A 19,278-nucleotide genomic window follows, 5' to 3' on the forward strand; every position below is an offset into this window, starting at 1 on the left:
GAACCACCGTGGGGCACTCCTCAAAGGGCAATCGAGGTACCCCACTATTTCATACCAGATCGTGTATTCCCCATATAAATACATACACCCCACTGTTTCATACCAGATTTGGGGGGAGAAGCAAGAATTGACTTAAACAAGAGCACCCCACTGTTTCATCCCAATCGGCTCAGAGTTGCAGATAGATTCCGGTTGAAAATAGACCACCCCCACTATTTCATACCAAGCGAAAGAGAATACCATACATCACTTCCACGAATCAACACTGGATTGCGTCTGCGTCGCCTCGCGGACCGCTGATTTTCCGTCTGCAAACGACTCAAGCTCGTCAATAAGTTCTGTCGAGAGGAGGTCAGATCCCTCAGGCATCCCCGATGGGTCTGTCTCACCGAGGACGCGGAGTATCATCTCGTAATCAACCGTGTCAAGTTCGTAGACGTAGCCGGATTTCCCAGGTCCACCGTAGTTGTCCTTGCGGTTGAGCAAGCCGAGCTGGTACATCTCCTTGAGGTAGTCTGCTACCCGCCGCTTCGAGGTGGTCTTATCGAGTAGCTCGCCCGAAAGTTGCTTATACTTCGGGTAGAGACTCTCACGGCTGATCGGCGTCTCGTCTCGAAGGTCATGTAGCATGATGACGCTGAGCGTCACTTTCTGCTGTGCGTCAAGATCAGATGTAACCTCGTAGATACGATCCCGTTCCTTCTCTTCGTTGGCCTCGTCGATGTGGTCTTTCTGAACGACGTCGTCACCGTCGTTTTTCGCCTTTACACCGGCTTTATGGAGCAGGTCGATCGCGAACCGAGCGTCACCACCCTGTTGGCGGGCATGCGCAGCAGCAAGGGGAACAATCTCGTCGTCGTATGCGCCGTCTTTGAACGCCAACTCAGCACGCTGATGAAGGATTTCTCCGAGTTGATTCGCGTCGTATCGCCGGAAAGTAATCTCCTTGAGGCGGAGCGACGAATCCGTCTTTGATTGGATACTCTCCTTGTACGCGACGTCGTTACTGATACCGATGACAGACGGCCGAATGTTCGAGACGCGATTGTTCGCCTGCGCACGTGGAATCTCGTAGAGAAGTTCGTCGCGTGATCCGATTCGGTCGACTTCGTCAAGGACGACGGTGACGTAGTTCGTAACTTCGTCCGGTGAGCGGATATCGAACTCCGTCTCGAGTTCAGCCAGGAGGGTAGTGGGGTCTTCGGGGATACCGCTAAGAACCTCAGACCGAGAGTAGTCAGTGTTCGAAAGGTCTGTCTCGGCGTCGACGAGTAACCCAAACCCAGGCGGGAAGGAGAGATACGACGGAACAGACTCAACGTCGTCGAATGGATGCTTGCTGAGCCAGATGAGTTCATCGGCGCCGATCTGGAGGTCGGGCGGGTTCTCGAGTTGGTCGATGTTCTCTAGGGCTTCGGAGAGTTGTTCGCGATAGGCCGTATCTTCGTATGTGAGGTGGTCAAGCGCGTCAAAGAAGATGGAGTAGACAGTATCTTTTGGGAGACCTGAGCTGGGGAGCGTCTCGTAGTCGATCTCAAGTTGGTCGTGGAGGTGAGCGTACTGGTCGTCTTTGAGCAGCTGGTTCGTGAGGGAGATGGCAGCTTGATAAGAGCTAGAAAGGGATTCGCAGTTCTGGTAAATGAATGTTATTGAGATGTCATCGTAGTTCTGCGCGCCTTGCTTCAGCTCTTGCAGTTGGTATTTGACTGAGACCGTCTTTCCGGTGCCGCTGACACCGTAGATGAACGTATTGATGGGGGCTTCGTTGTCGATGAGCTGTTGGAGAACTTCAGATATTTCATCAAGTTCTTCGTCCCGACCAAGGACAGTATCGGGCATATAGTCCTCAGTAAGAGCTTCATCGTTATCGAAGGGGGACTCCTTTCTCTCAAACGGCATCTGTTACCTATCTTCTGTGAAGGCAGCCACATAAAGATGTGGCAGCCGCCGTTTCATACCAAAGGGGAATGCTTCATCCCAAATGAGAGTATATAAAGATCGCATCCCCACTATTTCATACCAAGTGCTGATTGGCACCGTACCTCAACATAGCTCGTGAGCTGGCTCGGAGTCAAGCCCTGAGACACTCGCCTTATCGTAGAAGGGTCATACGCCACTATTCCATCTCAGATCACTGAGTAGCAGGGACTCGATCGCCTCACGCAACAGAGGTTCCAAGACAGGGGTATTTGAATCCCCCTCCCCCCACTGTTTCATACCAAATGCCGCAAGAGTACGACACCGAAATATAGACTACGATGAAAGGTATATAAATAGTAGAGTAGAGTGGGCGAAAGAGATGAGAGAGGAATACATGAAGAAGGTTCTAAACACGGTTAATAAGCTAGATAATGTAGGTTTAGCAGGTTTCACTACCACCATTACTACTACTACACTAGTTACCTATACAGTAAATAATATAATATGCGCGTAGTTCTCAACTCACTCGTTCTCAGCGATTCTTTGAATGCTTCGTTACTTCACAATATCAATTCATTCTGATCACCTTCCTTCAGACCCTCTTCTCGGCTATCCCCTCAGTCGCCCCCCACCCCCTCCCTGCGTGGCCAATCTGGTATGAAACAGTGGGGGGAGGGGGTTTATACATTTCAGTAGGTGAACTACCCTGAGGTCAAGCACTTGACTCACTCAACCTACTCGTCGGGGTTGACCGGACCTCTGTACTTCGAGGTGACCTTGTCTCCTTCTCGCCATTGCCAGTAGTAGTAGCGATTACCGTTGATCTCCTTGATTGTGAGTGTCGCTCGCGTCGGAACGTCGTCCGGGAGCTCTTCGGGACGGTCCGCTACTTCGTCTTGGTCGTCCTCTGCAAGCCGAGCCTCCCGTTCACGGTACTCGGCGAGTGCGTCGGCATAGCGCTCAATCGCTCGGAGTTCCTCTGCCGAACAGTCCTCAAGTGATTCGACGAAATCACTCGAGAGTTCCTCTGGTGGTGTCGGTGGCGACTCGGGCATTGTATCGTTGTTTTAACCAACAGGCACGTGATTTGCTTAGGTGTGTTGGTTAAACCTTCAGATACGCCATTAAACCACGAACAGACAACCTCCAGAGCAGGCTTGAATCTCGGTCTGTACTGGTATTCTTGTCAGCTATTACACTCTGATGCCCCGTCCACCCCTTGCTTATAAGGAGTGGACAGGTGAAGTTGATGCTGTATGACGGATCTTGTCGTTAAGGCGGCGGTTAAGGACGCACTGTCAGAGAAGAACGTTGCTGGCGATTTCTACGAGGCGCTGGACGAGGAGGTTGAAGAACTGCTTGAGGAAGCAGCGGCACGCGCTGAGGCGAACGGCCGCAAGACGGTCCAGCCGCGCGACCTCTAGATCGGCTCGCGACGCTCTTTTCATAGTGCTCGCCCGCTAGCTGGGTGTTTCCTTTACTGTTAACCAACAACACCCTGTTTTTCACCTTCGTGTGTTGGTTAACTCTCCTACCTCGGAGTTTCGGGAAGTCGGCCATCCGGCCGCGGGGCACGTCCCTGCTCGATTTCGTAGTTGACGCGACGAAGGTGTGTTGGCTTGATAGTCGCCGGCAAGGACGACTTCAAGCTCATAGATACCCCATTTGCAAAGTGAGAGGGATATTGGGGTTGGCAGGGGGAGACCCCATTTGCAAAGTGAGGTTGACAGCCATTTTACACAGAAGAGGGAAGACCCGCTTGCAAAGAGAGACTGACAACGAACTCACGTAAGAAGAGGAAAACCCCGTTTGCAAAGTGAGCAGTCGAACTCTGCCGTTACGAGGCAAACTCTGTAAGATTCGATCGGGCAATCGTTCTGATCGTCTCTTTGTCTCCAATTATCTCCGAGAGGAGAGGGTCATCCTCTACAATAATTTGAACGATTGATTCCGGGTTGAGATGAGGGAACGCGTACTCCGAGAACATCCCCTGCTCATTTCCACGCCCGCGTCGCTTATTCTTGATGACCTCGTACGTAGAGAGCTCCCGCATCCACCGCAGATAGCTGTGCTTCGAGCGCACCTCCGAGTTCGACTGTTCCTGAACCCACCGATAGAGTGTGTATCCCACAGAAGAGGGGACGCAGTTCGAGCGCAGGATCGGTTCTCGTTCCAGAACCGGATTGCCATGAATCGCGACGAGCGCTGTCGCAAGAAGAGAGACTTGCTTCTGATGAGAGACTTTCTCGACGATATCGGCGACATAGTTCTTTTCGACTTCATCACGTGCCTGCTCCACGTGCCGTTCAAGAACCATGTCGTCCTCAAGGCGATTGACGATGTTACCAGCCTCACGGAGAAGATCGATGGCAAATCGAGCGTCACCCTCTCCTTGGGCGCTAGCCGCGGCGACGAGTTCGATTACGCCATCACCAAGAACACCTTTTCGGAAGGCATCGCGGCGGTATTCGAGGATTTCGGTTAGTTCGTACGCATCGTAGTCATCGAAGGAGATTTCGGAGGGGTTGAACGTACTGGCGGTTCGGGAGTTGAGTCCATCCATGAGACTTCTCGGGCTATTTGTCGTCACGATCAGGGAGATGGAGGAGTCCATGTTTCCGATCCGCTTCGATCGAGTGAGGTTGTAGAGGATATCCGAGAAGGCGGGAACCTCGTCCTTCGAGCGTGTCTCACCAACTAAGAGGTCCAGCTCGTCGAGGACGACGATAGCGAGGTCGAGATGTTCGTCGATGATTTCGAAGATACGGTCGTACTTGGAACTAGTAGAGATACCGCGCTTTGCGGTCTGTTCGAGGTCAAGACTCATTTCGAGAGAATGCGCGATCTGATGGACAGCCTCGTGTTCCGATTTCTTGTGTTTGCCGTTAACCTCGATGTACTCGATCTCGATGCCTCTCTCGGCGCCGATTTCCATCGTCTTGTTGGCGACTGTTCCAGCACAGAGCGTCTTCCCGGTTCCAGACGGCCCACGCAGGAGCATATCCTCCGGGTGTTCGTCGTGGAGAGCCGGCTTGAGAGTATTGATGATGAGATTGAGCTGTTCATCACGGCCGACAATACGGTCTTCGTCGACGATGGTTTCCGGCTCGATGAGATCCTTATTCTGGAAAACGGAGTGATAGTCTCCGGCTAACTGTTCCGAGATGGAGAGTGGCCCCGACTCATCAGGCATACACAGGACATCATCTCACTTTGCAATAACCCTTTCGACGGTTTGCAGAGTTAGAGCGAATACCCCCGCCCCGTTTGCAAAGTGAGCCAGGAAATAAGAAGAAGTGGTGGCCAAAACAGAGCTGAACACCATCTGGATATGACTAGCAGTTATTAGAAGAATATATCGCGTACTGCACTACGGGTGTGGTACATCTAGTAAATACATAAATCCTTCTCCTATCTAGGGTCGCTTCAGCCGGTTTTCAAGGTTTATTCTTGCGGGTTCCCTGGTTACAGCAGCATCGGGCTATCTATCGCTCGTTCTCTTTCGCTAGCTCACTTTGCAAACGGGGAGGGGGTGGAAAACGGCCATCACTTAACGACGACTACACTGGAAGGCGACCATCCGGCCGCGGGACTCGTCCGTGCTTGATTTCGTGGTCGACGCGACGGAGGTGCTTGCAACCGCCGTCAGGTTCTCGCTTCTGGTAGTCCGGACAGGTACACGTCTCGGCGATGATGTCGACGTCGTAGATGCTTCCCGAGGCTGAGCGAACTTCGTACTGGCCGCCCTTCGCAAGGAGGGAGACATCCATCTCCTCGTTGATCGCGCGCTGCGTTCGGGCTTCGAGACCCGCTGTTTGGATCTGGTCGTTCATGGCTTCGCGAGCTCGGACATCGCCCGCACAGCCACCGTCAGTCGCGACGGCCTGTGTGTCTCGTTCGAGGCGCTCGTTGAGTTGGTCCTCGACGGGATGGCCGATTGGCCAGCAGTAGTGGACTTCACGACGACCTTGGTGGTCGTAGGCGCCGACGTCGACGGCGTCGCCCGACCAGACACGCCATGCACCGAGTGCGCTCATCACGTCACTGACTGCTCTCGGGACGTGTGCGACGTCGTCGGGGTAGAAGACGCGGAACCGCGTGCAGTCCTCCCGGGCGGGCATTTCGTCCCACCAGGGGACTGTTGAGCGCCAGTTGTCCGCCATCGCCGCGTCCCTCCCGTACCCGACGGTCACGTCGACTGCCGATGAGCGCTGGTCGGCGTCGCCTTCGAGGAGTCGGAGGACGGCGTACCGCAGGTATTCGTGGAGCGAGTCATCGACGCCGTTCGCGACCGCCGGGTAGTCGTTCGCGACGTGCACCGCTTCCGCAAGGAGCGTTGCGAGATCGTGTTCGGGCATCGTTCGAAAGCGGGGGTCTGTGCGCCCCGCCCCTCGCGGGCGCCGACAAACCTTAACCAACAAGACGCAGATCCTATCCCTATATGTTGGTTAAGATGCCGGCGCGTTGTGGCTACTTTGTGAGGCCACATGGCAACAGCCTCGTTAGGAGCGTCTATGGTCGCGTGTCAGGACCGACTTGCTGTTCCGTGCGTCGTGCTGCGGTTGGGTCCGGGTCGTAGCCAGCGTCTTGGAGAGACGCGAGTACCTCGGTGATCGTTTGGAGAGTGTCATGGAGATTCTCAGTTGTGCGGCCACTGCTGAGAAAGCGGTCACTGTCGGTGTTTTCGACGAGGAGGTTGGCGTGTGCGACGTCGTTGCGGAGTTCGGTGACGTCGTGGAGTCGCGCATCCGCGGTTTCATCTCGTGAGAAGCCACACGCCTGCCAGCAGGCCTCGACGTCGGTGACGATAGTTTCGAGAGTCGAGAACTGCGCGTAGTGGATCTCCTCAAGGGCGACATTCGCGGCTTGGGCGTCCTCGTAGCGCTCTTCGATCGCCTCGATTTCGCTGACGGTGACGGATGTCCGCTTCCAGTCGGGTGCCTCCATGAGGACGAGTTTGCGGAGGTGTTCTTCGAGGTAGGTGATGCGGTCGAACAAGTACATGCGGGCGGGGGCAGTGTTGAGGTCGGCGCGGGTGAGGACGCCGCTGACGTGATTGTGGCCACCAAGGAAGTAGGCGGAGTGCTCGATGAGGGCGGCGAGGACGGCAGGGAAGGCCGCGTCCCCGCTGATCATGTGAGTAATTGTGAGCGGCGTGAGGTAGGCGTCAAGCGTGTCGCCTGTGGTGTCAGTGGTGACGTCGTCTTCGTGGATGAACCCGACGGGGTCGCTGTCTCGGTAGACGGGTGCGGCGTCGTAGCCATTCTCTGTGAGCCACTCGGCGGCGTTACTCGGCGACGTGTCGTGGGGGAGGTGTTCGACGGGCTTGGTGGCGAGTTCCGCTGCAGTACAGTCGTAGAGATCGCGAGGCATACTGTGAGGTTCTCGACCAGGCTACTCAACGCTGGGGGTCGTGTGCCGCGGCCGGATCTGTCTGTTCCACCACAAGACTAATGCATATGGGACATATATTATTACTTGATTATGCCCAAAGGACATTTCGGGCGGTCGGGGGCGAGTATCGACCACGGGGACGCGAAGGTGCTCTTCCCAGTCGACGAACTCGACGGAACGGTGTTCCAACATCGCGACGCCGAACTCGCGCTCGGCGACGTCGAGAGTGAGAACGTCATCGTCATCGTACCGACGAGTCTAGCGAGCAGTTACAGCCTCACTCAGCGTCCTCTCACCGCCATTCCCGTTGCCGACCTCCCCTTGGATGTCCGATCAGAGCTTGCCGACGCGCTCGACGCCCCCATCGACTCCTACGAGCTCATCCAGATCGGCAAGTGGACCGTCGATAGTCCTAATCACTCGCTCGCCGAATACACGAACGCGTAGAAGACGACCACACCATGCCCGACCAACTCGCGGAGCAGTATCCCGAAGCGGCACCATACATCCAGCAAGCCGTCGCGGAGCACGGCGAAGAGTGGGTGCTGGAACACTACTACGAACGACTGTACCCACTCGGGCGGGTCATGGCGATGCCCGAGAAGGACGAACTGCCGTTCTACGACGACGACGAGCACGACACGATGACGGAGGACGAGAAGGTGGAAATGTACCAGGCGTGGGCAGCGTACCGAGAGAACCTCCGCACGGGTACGAAACCTGAGGAGTGACCGCGACCCTACACTTTTCTCAGCGGTCGTCCTTGGTGACGTATGGACGCAGATAGAGCTCGTGGTGTATTTCTCGGGCTTGCATGTGGTGATGCGCTTGGCCGGCCGGTTGAGTTCGCCTCGGCGTCGAATATCGCTGCCGAGCACGGTCGTCTCGACGAGATGGTCGGGCACGGCACGTGGAATCAGCCTGCTGGCACGATCACTGACGACACCGAGCAGGCACTCTGCATCGCGCACAGCCTTGTCGACCAACAGACGTTCGATCCGGCGGATATCGCGGAGCAGTTCGTCGCGTGGTACGACAGTGGCCCGTTCGATATCGGTCGGATGACGATGCGTGCGCTCAGCCGCCTCAAGCATGGTGACGCGTGGGATGAGGCCGGCCAGCAGGTCTGGGCGCAGAGTCCAGAAGGCCAGAACGCGGGGAACGGCAGTGTGATGCGGTGTCCACCGCTCGCGCTTCCCTACATTGAAGATCGGGCGCAACTCGTTACGGTGAGCCGGCAGTCCTCGCAGATCACGCACGCCGATCCGCGATGCACCTACGGCTGCGCGATTCTCACTCTCACCATCGCGGGTCTGCTCCATGATGTTGACACACCGCTACACGACGCGCTCGACGACGTTGGTGCGGACGCACCAGACGAACTCATGGCTGCACTCGAACCGATCGCCCGCGGCGACCGCCCTGCGTCACTGGAAACGTCCGGATACGTCGTCCATTCCCTGCAAACAGCGCTACACGACGGCCTGCACACCAGTAGTGCTGAGGAGGCAATCGTGACTGCTGTCAATCGCGGTGGTGACACCGACACTATCGGCGCGATCGCCGGTGCAGTCGCCGGCGCGCGCTTCGGTGCGTCGTCGCTTCCTGAGCGCTGGCTCTCCGCTATCGACGAGACTGCGGAAATTGAAGAACTGGTCGATCAGCTCGAGATCGCGGGACCCTCCGAGTAGAGCGGTTCAGAGTGGCTCGTGCCGCTAATTCGTGTCTCTACAGGTCGACGTACTGGTTCTCCCACTCGCGGCGTGCTTCGAGCTCGCGTCGGCCACGTCGCGTGAGCGCGTAGGAGTTGGTGCGTTCGTCGATCTTCCCCTTGTCGACGAGACCCTTCTCAACGAGCTCATCGAGGTTCGGATAGAGACGGCCATGGTGGACTTCGGTCTCGTAGTACGTTTCGAGTTCGTCCTTGATTGCGAGGCCGTGCTGCTCGTCCAGCCCCGCGATGACGTAGAGCAGGTCGCGCTGGAAGCCAGTGAGATCGTTCACTATCCCCATTTGGACTTGTCTATATATTAGCGTATCGGATACAGCCGCCTCAAGTAGGAAAATTGCCATCACACCGGCTTTCGCTTCCATTACTATTGGATAGTTTACTGAATTGGCCACCTCTTGGTGTGGAGAATTCGGATCGCTATGCGGTCTTTGAATCGACGACGTCGATGAGTTGCTCAGCCGTTCGGCTGATTCGGCCGAGTCGCTCCCGTATTGCCTCCGGGTCATCGCCGGCCCAGGCGGCGAGGTAGAACGACGAATTACTCGTGTCAAGGCCGTAGTGGCGGCCGACGATGTACGCGACGGCCTCGGCTTCGAGTTCCTGCTCGGAGCGCGCCAGTGGGTCGCTGATGGCGCCATGGAGGAGGGCGTGTGCGAGTTCGTGGACGAGTGTCACCGCGAGATCCGCCTCGTTCGCCCGGTCGCGAACCGCAACGAGTGGCTGTTCATCCACCCTACGCGGTTTACAGATGCCTTCGACCTGTCCGTGGATCCACTCGTCGGCGTCGACGATGCGCACCTCGACGTCGAGCTCTACAGCTGCGTCTTCGAGGACGGTGACGAGGTCGCCGGCGTCGCCGGTCGCCGCCGTCTCGAGCTCCGGGAGTGGCTCACCCTCGGTCTGTGAGACATCGAAGACCGACGCCGGCCGAAAGCCGACGAGTCCCTCCGACCACTCCTCCGGTGGCGTCTCGTCATACTCACAGTCGCTTTGTTCGTGGTAGCTCGACGAGTTCCCGCACTCTGGGCACTGCTTCGCGATGATGGGTGCCCAGATCCAGATGGCGCTCTCGCCCTCCTGGACGTGTCGGTCGAACTCCTCCTGCCACGCTCGGTAGCCCGCGACTCTCGTCGCCTCCGGACACTGGAGGGTGATCAGGAGGGTGTTCCGGTAGGAGTAATCGTGGAACCGACTCTGCACCTCGAGCCACTCTTGGAACGCCTCGCTTCCGCGTGCCTCTTCGACGTGCGTGATGAGGTCCTCAACCCACGCCTCGATCGTTTCGGTCATCGATTCGCTTCGCGAGCTCGAGTCCTCGAACGCGACTGCTGGCTCTGTGTGTGCGTCACTCATGGATTTGGTCGCGACGACGCGCCTCGTGGGCGCGCCCGCACCCCTCCCGGGGCCAACAAACTCTGGCGCTGTGTCCCGACCGACGTCACTGCTTTTTCGAGTCGGCCGTCAGGACTCATCACTCGATGCTGTTGCTGAGACGGGATTGCTGGCGCTGTTCTCCTGGCCGCCGACATGGAACCAGAATCTACACGGCGTTCTCTCCCGAGCGTACGGTATGGCCAAGACCGTCGACGACCTCCGAAACGAGATCCGGGTCGCCACGGGCCGCTTCGAGCGCGAGATTTCGGCGACGTTCACGAAAGAGGACCTCGCCGCCATTTGCGATGCCGTCGGCTACGAGATCGACACCAACTCGCTGCCGCCGACAGCACAGATGCGCGCCGGTATCCTCGCGAGGATCGATGAACGCGACGACGATGCGACGAATGAGATCGGTCGGGCGTTCCGGAAGGGCGAACTCGAAGCGATTGCCGACGCGCTCAGCGAGTAGCTTTTCTCCCTCTCACTAACTGTCCATGTCGGGTAGTCGCAGCTAGTCGTGGAAGAGGCAGCGTGTTGCGGCGTTTTCGCCGGTGAGTGTCTGCTGGTCGTCGTCGGTGTCGGGGAAGAGTGCGGCCTGCTCGTCATCCTCACTGGAGTCCTGTACTTCGGGGCGGTCGTCGACGCCGAACTCACTAGCCTTGGGTCGATCGCGTCGTGATTCGCGATCGCGATGGTCGACGTCGGCGCCAAAATCCTCGAGAGACGTTTCGACGCTTGACTCCTGGACTTCAAGCCCGCCATCGTCATTGAACGCTGCTTGATGGTGAATCTCTGGGTTTGGTGTGTCGCTCATCACTGAATGCCTCCGCCCTCTCGGGTGGCTCGATAAACTGGACCGTGCAGGAAGCACACCCATTCACCCGCACACTTATCCACCAGCACACCGTACTAGGCGGTATGCCGATCGATATCGAGGAGTTTGAAGACGGCGAGGAGGCGGAGCGGACGACCGCTGAACTCATCATCGAGTTTCTCCTTGAGAACCGCGATGCCGCGTTCACTCGGAGTGAAATCGCGACCGCGATCGACCGCAATCCGAACACGGTCGGGTCGAACCTCTCACGGCTCAAGGAGAGAGGGCTCGTTCGGCACCGCAAGCACCATTGGGCGCTCACCCGCGACCTCAGTCGGGTTGCGGAGGCGATTCGGTTCTCCGATCTCCTCTCGACACTCACACTTGAGCACGGGCCTCTTATCGCGAGTGAGGAGGAGGCAGAGGCGTGGGCGGACGCCCAACCGGATCAGCTACACCCCTCAGAGACGGACGATGAGGAGCAGTCCGGCGAGAACCGTGCTGCCCAGCAGTCCTCGGACCACTGATGCAGGCAGTCGGCCGTGACTACCAGCCGGGAGACGTCGTCTGGACGGTCGACCCGTTCAAGACGGGGACGAGCGTCTCCCGGATGTTCTGCATCGTCAGTACCCGAACTCACCCCTTCGAGGATGAACAGTTTGTTGGGTGTACGCTCACAACGACGGACCACGCCGTCGCACATCCGCTCTACGACCACTATTGGGAGCTGGGCGGCACTCCCGAGCAATCCTACATCCTCCCGCTCTCGCTTCATACGCCACGCGCCACGAATATCCAAGCACCACCGGACTACGCCGCGATCGACGATCCGTGGCAGGGCCGAATCACCGACGCACTCCTCGACCAGATTATTGAGGAAATCGTCTGGACGCTTCGCCGTCGGTGACCACTCGGAGGTGATGCTTCACTTCTCATCTCGAAGTTCGCTCGCTCTCTGTGCGAGCCAGCGAAGGATCGGTTCACGATTCTGATGCGCGTTCTCGTAGGCGACACACGCTCGGGCGGTCTCGATATCGGGAATCGTCACGATGCACGCTCGGAGGAGGTCGAGATTCTCCGGTGTGAGTCGCTGTTCGGGCGTCAGAACACTCGCGTCGTCGCTCTTTTGGCCAGGCATGAATGTACGCCTCACCCGCTCGCGGCGACGACAAACGCTACCGTCGTCCTTGACGCTCGCCCTTAGTCGTCCCTGACTTCTGGTTGGATCTGTCGTGCATCCTCAGCGATCCGATGCAGATACTCCCGAAGGACGTCCATGTCCTCTTGGGCGTCGGCGAGCGTCTCGGCTTTCACTTTGCCCTTGATTTTGTCTTCGTCGCGCGTTCCGGAGCCACGTTTGAGTTGAACGGTGATTGAGACGCCGACGTCGGTACGTTCGACGTGCTGGGTTTCGGTCGGCTGGTCGGCGGGCGCGTCGCTCGAAGAATCAGTCGTATCGGACATTGTTAGTGGAGGTGGCTAGGCAGTCGGTGCGACGTCGTCGGGGAGGACGTGCTCGATGTCGGTGTCGGTGATCGTCCAGGTGCCGTCGGCGCCGTACTCGAGTTGGCTGATGACCTCGTCTTTGAACGTCTGATAGTGCTCGCGGGCGAGCGCGGCGTTGTCCGTGTAATCGAGGAGGACGGCGAGTGCGAGCTGTGCCGGGCCGCTGCCGCGATAGCCGACGGTGAATCCGCTCGGACTATGGCGGGCGATCTGGAGGCTGCGCTCCGGTGTGAGGCGCTGCCCACCGGGGTGCGTCGTCACGACCGTCTCGTCCTGCTCCCGGGAGCCAATGTAGCGAATCTCGCCCTGGTGGTGTGTGGTCTGTGCCGTCGCGTGGTCGTCGAAGGTTCCACTCATCGTTCGGTTCGAGAGCACCGCGTGGGCACTCCCGCACCCCTCTCGGGGGCGACAAACACGACGGCGGTCTCGGCCCACCCAGTTTAACCAACACAGTCCCGACCCTACTGCCAATTGTTGGTTAATACGCCATCAGTCGAATTCCGAATACTGCCTCTGAGAGGTTGAAACGATATCAAAGTGGATATTTACACTTTGCACACGGGGTGTCTACACGTTGCTCGTCTCAGTGAGTTCGTCCTCGAAGTAGCAGTCAGCACACCGCTGGTCACCACGTGCGGCGTAGACTGGGTCCGCCGGCACTGTCTGACAGCTCGTGCAGTAGCCGAAGGCGGTTTTCGGGATTGGCTTCTGCCACGGCGGCCGTCGACGAGTCGTGTGGCTCGCCATCGTTAGTAGTGGACGTCGGCGGGGACGATCCAGCACGACTCGACGCCGTCGAGAATCCGCTCGAGCCGCTCCCGGTCGCGAATCCCCTGTCCGTGTTCGTCGTAGAGGACGATTGAGGGCCCGCGATAGGCGCCAAGGTTGTGGCAGGCGTGCCGGACGAGGTCCTCATCGTGCATGATCGCCTCGTCGTCGAGCTCGTCCAGGCCCTCGCGAACAGCCGCGAGATTCTGCTCGAACGCCTCGATGGTCGCCGCCCAGCCAGCCTCCAAGAGGTCTTCGCCGGCGTCTGACTCGACCGGCGCCGCGGCTGGCCGCTCACCACACCGTGCCTGGCCCGCCCCGGTGACGTCTGTCTCGTTGAACGTTACGTAGTAGTCGAACACGGCGTCGGCGTCTGGGGCGGCGCCGACCAGTCGGTCGAATGCAGATGTGCCTGCTGCCAGTGCTTCGTCGCGCGTCGATGCCTCTACGAGGGCGTAGATGAGCATGTGCATCATTGAGTCCGACGCACGCCCCGCGGGCGCGCGTCACCCCTCTCCGCGCGACAAACCCCCACAGAGACTACCGAGGAATCTGGGCTCTTTCGTGATGGGTCGGTTTACACTCGACATCTGGTGTGTCTCGCCGTCGTCATACTCCTGATGGTGCGACGTCGAGCGTTAGATAGAGAGTGTAGATTGAGTATTTGGTAACCATAGATTTGTCATTCACAGCAAGTACCACTCGATACCGAGAAATGTATGATGGTCAAACTCTTTTCAACAAATAGTGTAGGTTGATAAGGGCAGAAAGCTTGGTTTTATATGATATATTGTTTATTTGTATGTATGGAGATCACTATTGGCAGTACGAACGTGGAAATTTCCGAAGCGAACTTTGAAGCATTTCGGTCGGGTCTTCTTGATGCTTATATGATGACTTTACGAGAAGACGGGATTACCACTATCTCAGATTTTCTCAGAAAAGTGTCAAAGGTATTAGATGGTGATGGACTAGATGAAGATGTTGCAGTAGAGATAGCATCCCAACTTGAGGCTGATAAATTAGGTTTGCATGTGTTCTTCAGATGCCTACCTTTCAACGACCAACCTCTTATGTTCTTAATGAATAATCCAAAATTGGATTCAAATCCGAGTGATTTTCAGAAACAGGATGTTCAGATCCCGGATAACGTTGAGGTATATGACCTAGATGAAAGGTATCCTGACACTAGTGCTATGGCGGCGGCGACGGCAAATTATCTTTCCACCACTCTAGACGGTAAGTGGGGTGATTATAGTGAGAGAGTTATCCGCAACATTTGCTCTGCCACCTCGGGGATTGACATTTGGGAAATAGGGCTTGAGTCGTATTTCCAAGCTGGTCTTGCGAGAGACTATGAGAAAGGAGAGGGGAACGGAGTCACACCAACTAAAGGATTTTTCAAAGATTTCTATTATACGAATCTTTATAAGATTCCTACCGTGGACGGAAGGGAAGTATTCGACAGTATTGAATCATTAGCAGAGGAAACGATACATCTTGAAATTGAGTTGGCAGATCCTGATGTCGTTTTTGTGGCAGGGGTTCCTGCATGGGAGTTCGTGTATAATGACGAAACTTTAGACGTATCACCACATGAATCGACCTCGGCAGATCTAGAGGAAATGGAGAACGCCCATGGTCGATTATTCAAATCGACTGAACGTTACTTTGTACCTCTTTATCACCCAGCTTCCCACCGGAATTTCAGACAAGCTGAGCAGGTTAGAAACCTTAATAGCACATTGGAAAAACTGGTTGATGACGGTGTCCTCTAGTTCGTCTGCCGCTGTACTGGGTACGCACACCCACCAAATGGATGTTTCATCTAATATATCGAGGAATGATGGATAGCAGTCTATCTGCGCTCCGGGTTACGATGCGTCCGGGCCGTGATGCGGTGTCCCACATATCCGACAGTCCCAAATCGGCTGCCCAGCCCACTGTTCGGCTGGACCGGCTTCGACGCCGCGGAAGCGATGCTGGGTCTCACGCTCGCAGCGTCGACACATGAGGGCTTCCCGCGTCGGCGTCGTGGACGACCGCTGCCCTGCATCATCGGGACGCGACGGCTGTTGGAGTGCGAGCGCAGGGACGAGCCAGAGAGCATCCTCTGCTTGCTCACGCACTGCGGTGAGTCGCTGCCGCGAGTCGATTGCGTGCCCGGCGCGGTCGTAGAGGTACGTCGCGTGTCCGCTCGAGTCTGCATCATCCCCCCACTGTGTGCGGTTACACGCCTGCTGGAGAAGGCGTTCGCCGACGTCGCTCTCCATCTGGACGACGTCGGGAAGGTCACCCCAGTGGTTGGTGAGCGTTCGCGACGGCGAGCCATCACCATCGGCGACGAGCTCGCACTCGTGGATCGCGGTGTCGCCCTTTGCGACGAGGAGTGAATGCGAGGCGGTCCCCTTCGCGAGCGCCGCGTACTCCGTTCGTGCTGCGACGACGGTGAAGGCGAGATGGAGGAACTCCAACTCTGTCTCCTCCCCCTCTTGGGTCGGTGTCTTCGACGCCGCGTGTTCACGGCGACACGACGCACACCGCTCACTCATCGATGGTACAGACTGACCACACTTGAGACACGTCGACGATGTCTGTACAGACTCAGGATAGTCAGTACTCGCCAACTGGTCGTGTGGCTCCTCGTCTTGTTCGAGGATGTGGTCCGGCTCTCGGGTCGCTTCGCCGTGGGGCTGGAACGCCTCGTCGTCGCGACGACGGTCCGGGTTTCGCATCACACTCCCTTTGCCCTCGTCTTCCAGTATAAACCTGAGCGGGGCTCCGCTCAATTTCCGCGCCACCAAGCTACTCGAGTTCGTTACTGAGTGTATCGCGATGCCCGCGGACTGTGTTGGCCGCGACACCGGCGACGTCGGCGACCGCGGCCTGCGTGAGTCGATAGTCAGCCCGCTGTGCAGCCTGATAGAGGCAGGCTGCAGCGAATCCCGGCGGTGACGCACCGTGGACGATTTGTGTCTCTTCAGCCCGCTCTGCGAGTGTCCGCGCCTGTCGCCGAACCCCGTCCGGAACGTCGAGGTCGGAGGCGAGACGTGGAAGATACGCATGAGGCTGCATCGGCTGGGCCGGCAGTCCGAGTTCCTGGTTCAGCGTCGCGTAGGCGTTGGTCACGCGATTCTCGCCGACGTGTGCGGCCTCAACGACATCCGCGAGTGGGAGTGAGCGGCCGGTGCACCGGCAGGCGGCATAGACGCTCGCCGCTGCCACCGCCTCGATTGACCGCCCTGGGAGGAGTCCCCCGGTGTGGGCGCTCCGGAAGAGCTGGCACGCCTGCTCCCGAAGTGTGTCGTCGACGTCGAGCACGCTCACGACTCGCTGTACCTCTCCGAGGCCGTGGCTCAGGTTTCGCTCCTGTTTGGAACGGAATCGCCCCCGCTTCTGCTCGCGACGTAGTCGACCGAGCTGCCGGCGCTTCTTCGCCGAGAGCGCATTCCCCTTCGCGTCGCGCTTCCGCCCGATCGTCGTTGAGAGTCCCCGATCGTGACGCGACGCCGTGAGTGGCGCGCCTGTTCGCTCGGTTTCGTCGTCGTACACCGGTTCGCCGCTATGCTCAATCGCGTGTTCTGCTAGGACGAGTCCGCACGCCTCGCAGACCGTCTCCACCGTGTTCGTCTCCACTCGTCCACCGCACTCCGGGCAGCCATTCGTCTGGTCGTCAGTCTGAACGTCCTCGTCGAAACCGGTCGCGTAGATCTCTCTCGAAGCCATCCTAATCACGAGGCATCCGGGGAACGCGTCGGTCCGCCGAACCCCTCACCTCTCTCTGGGGGTGACAAACCCGTCGTACGGAGCGGCACCGCTCTTAACCAACACTTGGAGGTATCTCTGGCCCAGTGTTGGTTAATCAAAGCGGACCCCTCCGTTTCCGGAGCTACCTCACGTACTGCGGTGTCGTGTCAGGAGATGCGGTGGCAGATGATCTCGGTGCTCCCGCACGCAGGGCATTCGTTAGTCGAAGGATCAACAGTCGCACCGCAGCGCCGACACTCCACGACCTTCTCCGGTTGTGCTGTGGGCGAGAGCGCTCGCTTGAGTGCGCAAATCATGTGTCTGGGACAGGCTCAACAGTGCCGGAGTTAGAAGAGACCGGAGAGTCGATTATCTTCTTTGAGGATTTCGCCGATGAGGTCCTCCCGGTCGCCGAGTTGATATTGGTAGTACGAGCCACCACCTCGGCCGTCGTTGCGTTCTTCGCCATCGAGGATGCCTTTGAGGCGCAGATCGCTGAGGCGATCATGGATCGATCGAATCGAGAGGACGTCCGCGTCGACGGCGTTCGCATGGCGTTCGTATTCGTCGTGAATCTGGATCCGCTTCGTTGGCGTTTCGCCACGCCGCTCAAGTGTGTAGACTGCGGTTAGCGCGAGTTTTCCCTGGGTGGGGAGGGAGTTGACTTCGTCTTGGATGCGGTCTTTCGCGATGAGCTCGCGCGCGGTTTCGACGTCTGCAGCGGTGACAGTGCTCTGTTCGGCTTCGCGAGCGAGGTCGCCGGCCTTGTAGAGGAGTTTGAGTGCTTGGCGGGCACTGCCGGATTCTTGGGCGCCGTAGGCTGCGGCTGCGGGAATGACGTCGCCGTCGAGGACGTCGTCGAAGAAAGCTTTCTCAGCGCGATGACGGAGGATTGTCCCCAGCTGGTTCGCGTCGTAGGGCTTGAAGTGGAGTTCTTCCTCGCAGAGGGTGTCCTTCACGCGCGCGCTGAGATTGTCGCGAAAGGTGAAGTTGTTACAGATGCCAATGACGCCGACGTAGGTGTCGGTGACGTGACCGGCCGTCGAGGCCCGGGGGAGCTGGTAGAGGATGCCGTCGTCGGTGCCGATCGAGTCGACTTCGTCGAGGACGATAAGGGCGTGAGTCGCGTCGAGGGCTTCGAGGTGCTCCCAGAGCATATCGTAGACCATCGACTGTGGGTAGCCGGTCGTCGAGATGGTCGACTGGTCGGGGTCGTCAGCGCGGAAGACGTTGACGAGGTTCGCGGCGACCTGGTAGGAGGTGGAGAGATCTTTACAGTTGAGGTAGACGGTTTCGACGCCGATATCGTCGTAGCGGTCTGCGTCATTCCGGAGTTGGGTGAGGACGAGGTCAGTCGAGATGGTCTTCCCGACGCCGGTCTGCCCGTAGAGAAAGATGTTCTTCGGCGGCGCGCCGTTGATCACGGGGCGGAGTGCGTTCTGGTAGGCGGCGAGTTCGTCGTCGCGTTCGAGGAGGTCGTCTGGGGTGTATTCGTCTCTGAGGACGGTTTCGTTCTCGAAAATCGAGTGGTCCCGGGTGAAGGAGTTGAGCCCCATGGTCTACGTGGGGTTGGATCCTCCACCTAGATAAACCTCTGCTTCATGAGCTTCACGAGCTTCACAGCGTTCCTGAGAATATACACCCGCCCCCCAGATTGCACGAGTAACTATACGGGAGAAGGGCTAAGACTCAAGAACTCGCTGAGAGCAGCAAATAACAACCAGACCACGTCAGCCAACTAGCAAACCGCTAGTGGTCTGCGGATACTGTTTGTCCCATATCCTCTTAGTCGTTTTCCACGTATCAGGGTTGTTTTCGCCGCTCCCCGACTCTCGCTGGCTCTTACTCGTGCAAAGTGGGGGGTGGGGGTTCGCTAACTCGTGCAAAGTGGGGGGTGGGGGTCCCCTACCGCAATTCCCGTAGTGTGGCGACGATCTCGGCGTCGACACTCCACTTCCTCGCTCTGTGCCTTCGTCTCGTCGTGGCAATCACCAACTACGAACGCAGAGACAATCCAGGA

The 19,278-nt window shown here is 57.9% G+C and carries 22 protein-coding genes; 8 read left to right on the top strand and 14 right to left on the bottom strand.

Annotated elements, in window-relative coordinates; genetic code table 11:
- Nucleotides 1-246 precede the first annotated feature (246 nt).
- Together EFA46_RS14445 and EFA46_RS14450 are read right to left on the bottom strand one after the other, a co-directional pair.
- On the bottom strand, nucleotides 247-1,899 hold the full coding sequence (locus EFA46_RS14445; protein WP_123078719.1) for a Cdc6/Cdc18 family protein: 1,653 nt from the start codon (nucleotides 1,897-1,899) through the stop codon (nucleotides 247-249).
- A gap of 755 nt (nucleotides 1,900-2,654) precedes the next feature.
- Entirely contained in the window at nucleotides 2,655-2,975 is a 321-nt protein-coding gene (locus tag EFA46_RS14450; RefSeq protein ID WP_123078721.1) for a hypothetical protein, read from the bottom strand.
- A 201-nt stretch (nucleotides 2,976-3,176) separates the two neighbouring features.
- On the opposite strand from EFA46_RS14450, the gene EFA46_RS14455 reads away from it, so the two are divergent.
- Entirely contained in the window at nucleotides 3,177-3,344 is a 168-nt protein-coding gene (locus EFA46_RS14455; RefSeq protein WP_123078723.1) for a DUF1931 family protein, read from the top strand.
- Nucleotides 3,345-3,757: 413 nt separating this feature from the next.
- On the opposite strand, the gene EFA46_RS14460 is transcribed toward EFA46_RS14455, so the two are convergent.
- The 3 genes from EFA46_RS14460 to EFA46_RS14470 form a co-directional block, all read right to left on the bottom strand.
- A complete protein-coding gene (locus EFA46_RS14460; RefSeq protein ID WP_123078725.1) occupies nucleotides 3,758-5,113 on the bottom strand; it encodes a Cdc6/Cdc18 family protein in 1,356 nt (451 codons plus the stop codon).
- A 367-nt stretch (nucleotides 5,114-5,480) separates the two neighbouring features.
- Nucleotides 5,481-6,278: a hypothetical protein gene (locus EFA46_RS14465; RefSeq protein WP_123078727.1), complete on the bottom strand. Its 798-nt coding sequence runs from the start codon at nucleotides 6,276-6,278 to the stop codon at nucleotides 5,481-5,483.
- Between the two features lie 154 nt (nucleotides 6,279-6,432).
- Complete coding sequence (locus EFA46_RS14470) at nucleotides 6,433-7,293, bottom strand: CBS domain-containing protein (protein WP_123078729.1); 861 nt, start codon at nucleotides 7,291-7,293, stop codon at nucleotides 6,433-6,435.
- A gap of 111 nt (nucleotides 7,294-7,404) precedes the next feature.
- Between EFA46_RS14470 and EFA46_RS14475 the strand changes: the two genes are divergently transcribed.
- Genes EFA46_RS14475 through EFA46_RS14485 form a run of 3 tightly spaced genes read left to right on the top strand, consistent with a single transcriptional unit; the run spans nucleotide 7,405 to nucleotide 9,005 of the window.
- A complete protein-coding gene (locus EFA46_RS14475; RefSeq protein ID WP_123078731.1) occupies nucleotides 7,405-7,761 on the top strand; it encodes a hypothetical protein in 357 nt (118 codons plus the stop codon).
- A gap of 14 nt (nucleotides 7,762-7,775) precedes the next feature.
- Complete coding sequence (locus tag EFA46_RS14480) at nucleotides 7,776-8,045, top strand: hypothetical protein (RefSeq protein WP_123078733.1); 270 nt, start codon at nucleotides 7,776-7,778, stop codon at nucleotides 8,043-8,045.
- A 42-nt stretch (nucleotides 8,046-8,087) separates the two neighbouring features.
- On the top strand, nucleotides 8,088-9,005 hold the full coding sequence (locus tag EFA46_RS14485; RefSeq protein WP_123078735.1) for an ADP-ribosylglycohydrolase family protein: 918 nt from the start codon (nucleotides 8,088-8,090) through the stop codon (nucleotides 9,003-9,005).
- A 37-nt stretch (nucleotides 9,006-9,042) separates the two neighbouring features.
- On the opposite strand, the gene EFA46_RS14490 is transcribed toward EFA46_RS14485, so the two are convergent.
- Nucleotides 9,043-9,318, bottom strand: a complete 276-nt coding sequence (locus EFA46_RS14490) for a helix-turn-helix transcriptional regulator (protein ID WP_020220555.1) — start codon at nucleotides 9,316-9,318, stop codon at nucleotides 9,043-9,045.
- 145 nt (nucleotides 9,319-9,463) lie between these two features.
- Nucleotides 9,464-10,399, bottom strand: a complete 936-nt coding sequence (locus tag EFA46_RS14495) for an ImmA/IrrE family metallo-endopeptidase (RefSeq protein WP_123078737.1) — start codon at nucleotides 10,397-10,399, stop codon at nucleotides 9,464-9,466.
- A 217-nt stretch (nucleotides 10,400-10,616) separates the two neighbouring features.
- Between EFA46_RS14495 and EFA46_RS14500 the strand changes: the two genes are divergently transcribed.
- Nucleotides 10,617-10,892 carry a hypothetical protein gene (locus tag EFA46_RS14500; RefSeq protein ID WP_020220553.1) on the top strand — a complete coding sequence of 92 codons (276 nt, stop codon included), beginning with the start codon at nucleotides 10,617-10,619 and terminating at the stop codon, nucleotides 10,890-10,892.
- 42 nt (nucleotides 10,893-10,934) lie between these two features.
- Here EFA46_RS14500 and EFA46_RS14505 read toward each other — a convergent pair whose 3' ends face one another.
- On the bottom strand, nucleotides 10,935-11,237 hold the full coding sequence (locus tag EFA46_RS14505) for a hypothetical protein (RefSeq protein ID WP_123078739.1): 303 nt from the start codon (nucleotides 11,235-11,237) through the stop codon (nucleotides 10,935-10,937).
- A 104-nt stretch (nucleotides 11,238-11,341) separates the two neighbouring features.
- On the opposite strand from EFA46_RS14505, the gene EFA46_RS14510 reads away from it, so the two are divergent.
- A complete protein-coding gene (locus EFA46_RS14510; protein ID WP_123078741.1) occupies nucleotides 11,342-11,764 on the top strand; it encodes a hypothetical protein in 423 nt (140 codons plus the stop codon).
- Entirely contained in the window at nucleotides 11,764-12,144 is a 381-nt protein-coding gene (locus tag EFA46_RS14515) for a hypothetical protein (protein ID WP_123078743.1), read from the top strand. Before EFA46_RS14510 ends, EFA46_RS14515 begins: the two co-directional genes overlap by 1 nt.
- Before the next feature lie 293 nt (nucleotides 12,145-12,437).
- Here EFA46_RS14515 and EFA46_RS14520 read toward each other — a convergent pair whose 3' ends face one another.
- The 3 genes from EFA46_RS14520 to EFA46_RS14530 form a co-directional block, all read right to left on the bottom strand.
- Nucleotides 12,438-12,701, bottom strand: a complete 264-nt coding sequence (locus EFA46_RS14520) for a hypothetical protein (RefSeq protein WP_123078747.1) — start codon at nucleotides 12,699-12,701, stop codon at nucleotides 12,438-12,440.
- Nucleotides 12,702-12,716: 15 nt separating this feature from the next.
- Nucleotides 12,717-13,100: a DUF6166 domain-containing protein gene (locus tag EFA46_RS14525; RefSeq protein ID WP_123079267.1), complete on the bottom strand. Its 384-nt coding sequence runs from the start codon at nucleotides 13,098-13,100 to the stop codon at nucleotides 12,717-12,719.
- Between the two features lie 392 nt (nucleotides 13,101-13,492).
- A complete protein-coding gene (locus EFA46_RS14530) occupies nucleotides 13,493-13,984 on the bottom strand; it encodes a hypothetical protein (RefSeq protein WP_123079268.1) in 492 nt (163 codons plus the stop codon).
- Nucleotides 13,985-14,317: 333 nt separating this feature from the next.
- Here EFA46_RS14530 and EFA46_RS14535 point away from each other — a divergent pair, with 333 nt between their 5' ends.
- Nucleotides 14,318-15,289, top strand: a complete 972-nt coding sequence (locus EFA46_RS14535; RefSeq protein ID WP_148040715.1) for a uracil-DNA glycosylase family protein — start codon at nucleotides 14,318-14,320, stop codon at nucleotides 15,287-15,289.
- Nucleotides 15,290-15,385: 96 nt separating this feature from the next.
- Here EFA46_RS14535 and EFA46_RS14540 read toward each other — a convergent pair whose 3' ends face one another.
- The 3 genes from EFA46_RS14540 to EFA46_RS14550 form a co-directional block, all read right to left on the bottom strand.
- The gene (locus EFA46_RS14540) at nucleotides 15,386-16,249 is read right to left on the bottom strand and encodes a hypothetical protein (protein ID WP_123078749.1); all 864 of its coding nucleotides are present in this window, start codon (nucleotides 16,247-16,249) and stop codon (nucleotides 15,386-15,388) included.
- A 67-nt stretch (nucleotides 16,250-16,316) separates the two neighbouring features.
- Nucleotides 16,317-17,237, bottom strand: a complete 921-nt coding sequence (locus tag EFA46_RS14545) for a transcription initiation factor IIB family protein (RefSeq protein WP_123078751.1) — start codon at nucleotides 17,235-17,237, stop codon at nucleotides 16,317-16,319.
- Nucleotides 17,238-17,605: 368 nt separating this feature from the next.
- Nucleotides 17,606-18,814 (bottom strand): Cdc6/Cdc18 family protein, encoded by a 1,209-nt coding sequence (locus tag EFA46_RS14550; RefSeq protein WP_123078753.1) that lies wholly within the window; start codon nucleotides 18,812-18,814, stop codon nucleotides 17,606-17,608.
- Nucleotides 18,815-19,278 lie beyond the last annotated feature (464 nt).

Origin of the sequence: Halarchaeum sp. CBA1220 (assembly GCF_003721175.2) — an archaeon.
Taxonomy (GTDB): domain Archaea; phylum Halobacteriota; class Halobacteria; order Halobacteriales; family Halobacteriaceae; genus Halarchaeum; species Halarchaeum grantii.

Bases quoted from the DNA above. Each gene is read 5' to 3' on its own strand.
- EFA46_RS14485 (WP_123078735.1), top strand. From the start codon at position 8,088: ATGGACGCAGATAGAGCTCGTGGTGTATTTCTCGGGCTTGCATGTGGT.
- EFA46_RS14475 (WP_123078731.1), top strand. From the start codon at position 7,405: ATGCCCAAAGGACATTTCGGGCGGTCGGGGGCGAGTATCGACCACGGG.
- EFA46_RS14520 (WP_123078747.1), bottom strand. From the start codon at position 12,701: ATGTCCGATACGACTGATTCTTCGAGCGACGCGCCCGCCGACCAGCCG.
- EFA46_RS14495 (WP_123078737.1), bottom strand. From the start codon at position 10,399: ATGAGTGACGCACACACAGAGCCAGCAGTCGCGTTCGAGGACTCGAGC.
- EFA46_RS14505 (WP_123078739.1), bottom strand. From the start codon at position 11,237: ATGAGCGACACACCAAACCCAGAGATTCACCATCAAGCAGCGTTCAAT.
- EFA46_RS14450 (WP_123078721.1), bottom strand. From the start codon at position 2,975: ATGCCCGAGTCGCCACCGACACCACCAGAGGAACTCTCGAGTGATTTC.
- EFA46_RS14515 (WP_123078743.1), top strand. From the start codon at position 11,764: ATGCAGGCAGTCGGCCGTGACTACCAGCCGGGAGACGTCGTCTGGACG.
- EFA46_RS14460 (WP_123078725.1), bottom strand. From the start codon at position 5,113: ATGCCTGATGAGTCGGGGCCACTCTCCATCTCGGAACAGTTAGCCGGA.
- EFA46_RS14445 (WP_123078719.1), bottom strand. From the start codon at position 1,899: ATGCCGTTTGAGAGAAAGGAGTCCCCCTTCGATAACGATGAAGCTCTT.
- EFA46_RS14535 (WP_148040715.1), top strand. From the start codon at position 14,318: ATGGAGATCACTATTGGCAGTACGAACGTGGAAATTTCCGAAGCGAAC.
- EFA46_RS14550 (WP_123078753.1), bottom strand. From the start codon at position 18,814: ATGGGGCTCAACTCCTTCACCCGGGACCACTCGATTTTCGAGAACGAA.
- EFA46_RS14545 (WP_123078751.1), bottom strand. From the start codon at position 17,237: ATGGCTTCGAGAGAGATCTACGCGACCGGTTTCGACGAGGACGTTCAG.
- EFA46_RS14530 (WP_123079268.1), bottom strand. From the start codon at position 13,984: ATGCACATGCTCATCTACGCCCTCGTAGAGGCATCGACGCGCGACGAA.
- EFA46_RS14465 (WP_123078727.1), bottom strand. From the start codon at position 6,278: ATGCCCGAACACGATCTCGCAACGCTCCTTGCGGAAGCGGTGCACGTC.
- EFA46_RS14455 (WP_123078723.1), top strand. From the start codon at position 3,177: ATGACGGATCTTGTCGTTAAGGCGGCGGTTAAGGACGCACTGTCAGAG.
- EFA46_RS14510 (WP_123078741.1), top strand. From the start codon at position 11,342: ATGCCGATCGATATCGAGGAGTTTGAAGACGGCGAGGAGGCGGAGCGG.
- EFA46_RS14470 (WP_123078729.1), bottom strand. From the start codon at position 7,293: ATGCCTCGCGATCTCTACGACTGTACTGCAGCGGAACTCGCCACCAAG.
- EFA46_RS14480 (WP_123078733.1), top strand. From the start codon at position 7,776: ATGCCCGACCAACTCGCGGAGCAGTATCCCGAAGCGGCACCATACATC.
- EFA46_RS14525 (WP_123079267.1), bottom strand. From the start codon at position 13,100: ATGAGTGGAACCTTCGACGACCACGCGACGGCACAGACCACACACCAC.
- EFA46_RS14500 (WP_020220553.1), top strand. From the start codon at position 10,617: ATGGCCAAGACCGTCGACGACCTCCGAAACGAGATCCGGGTCGCCACG.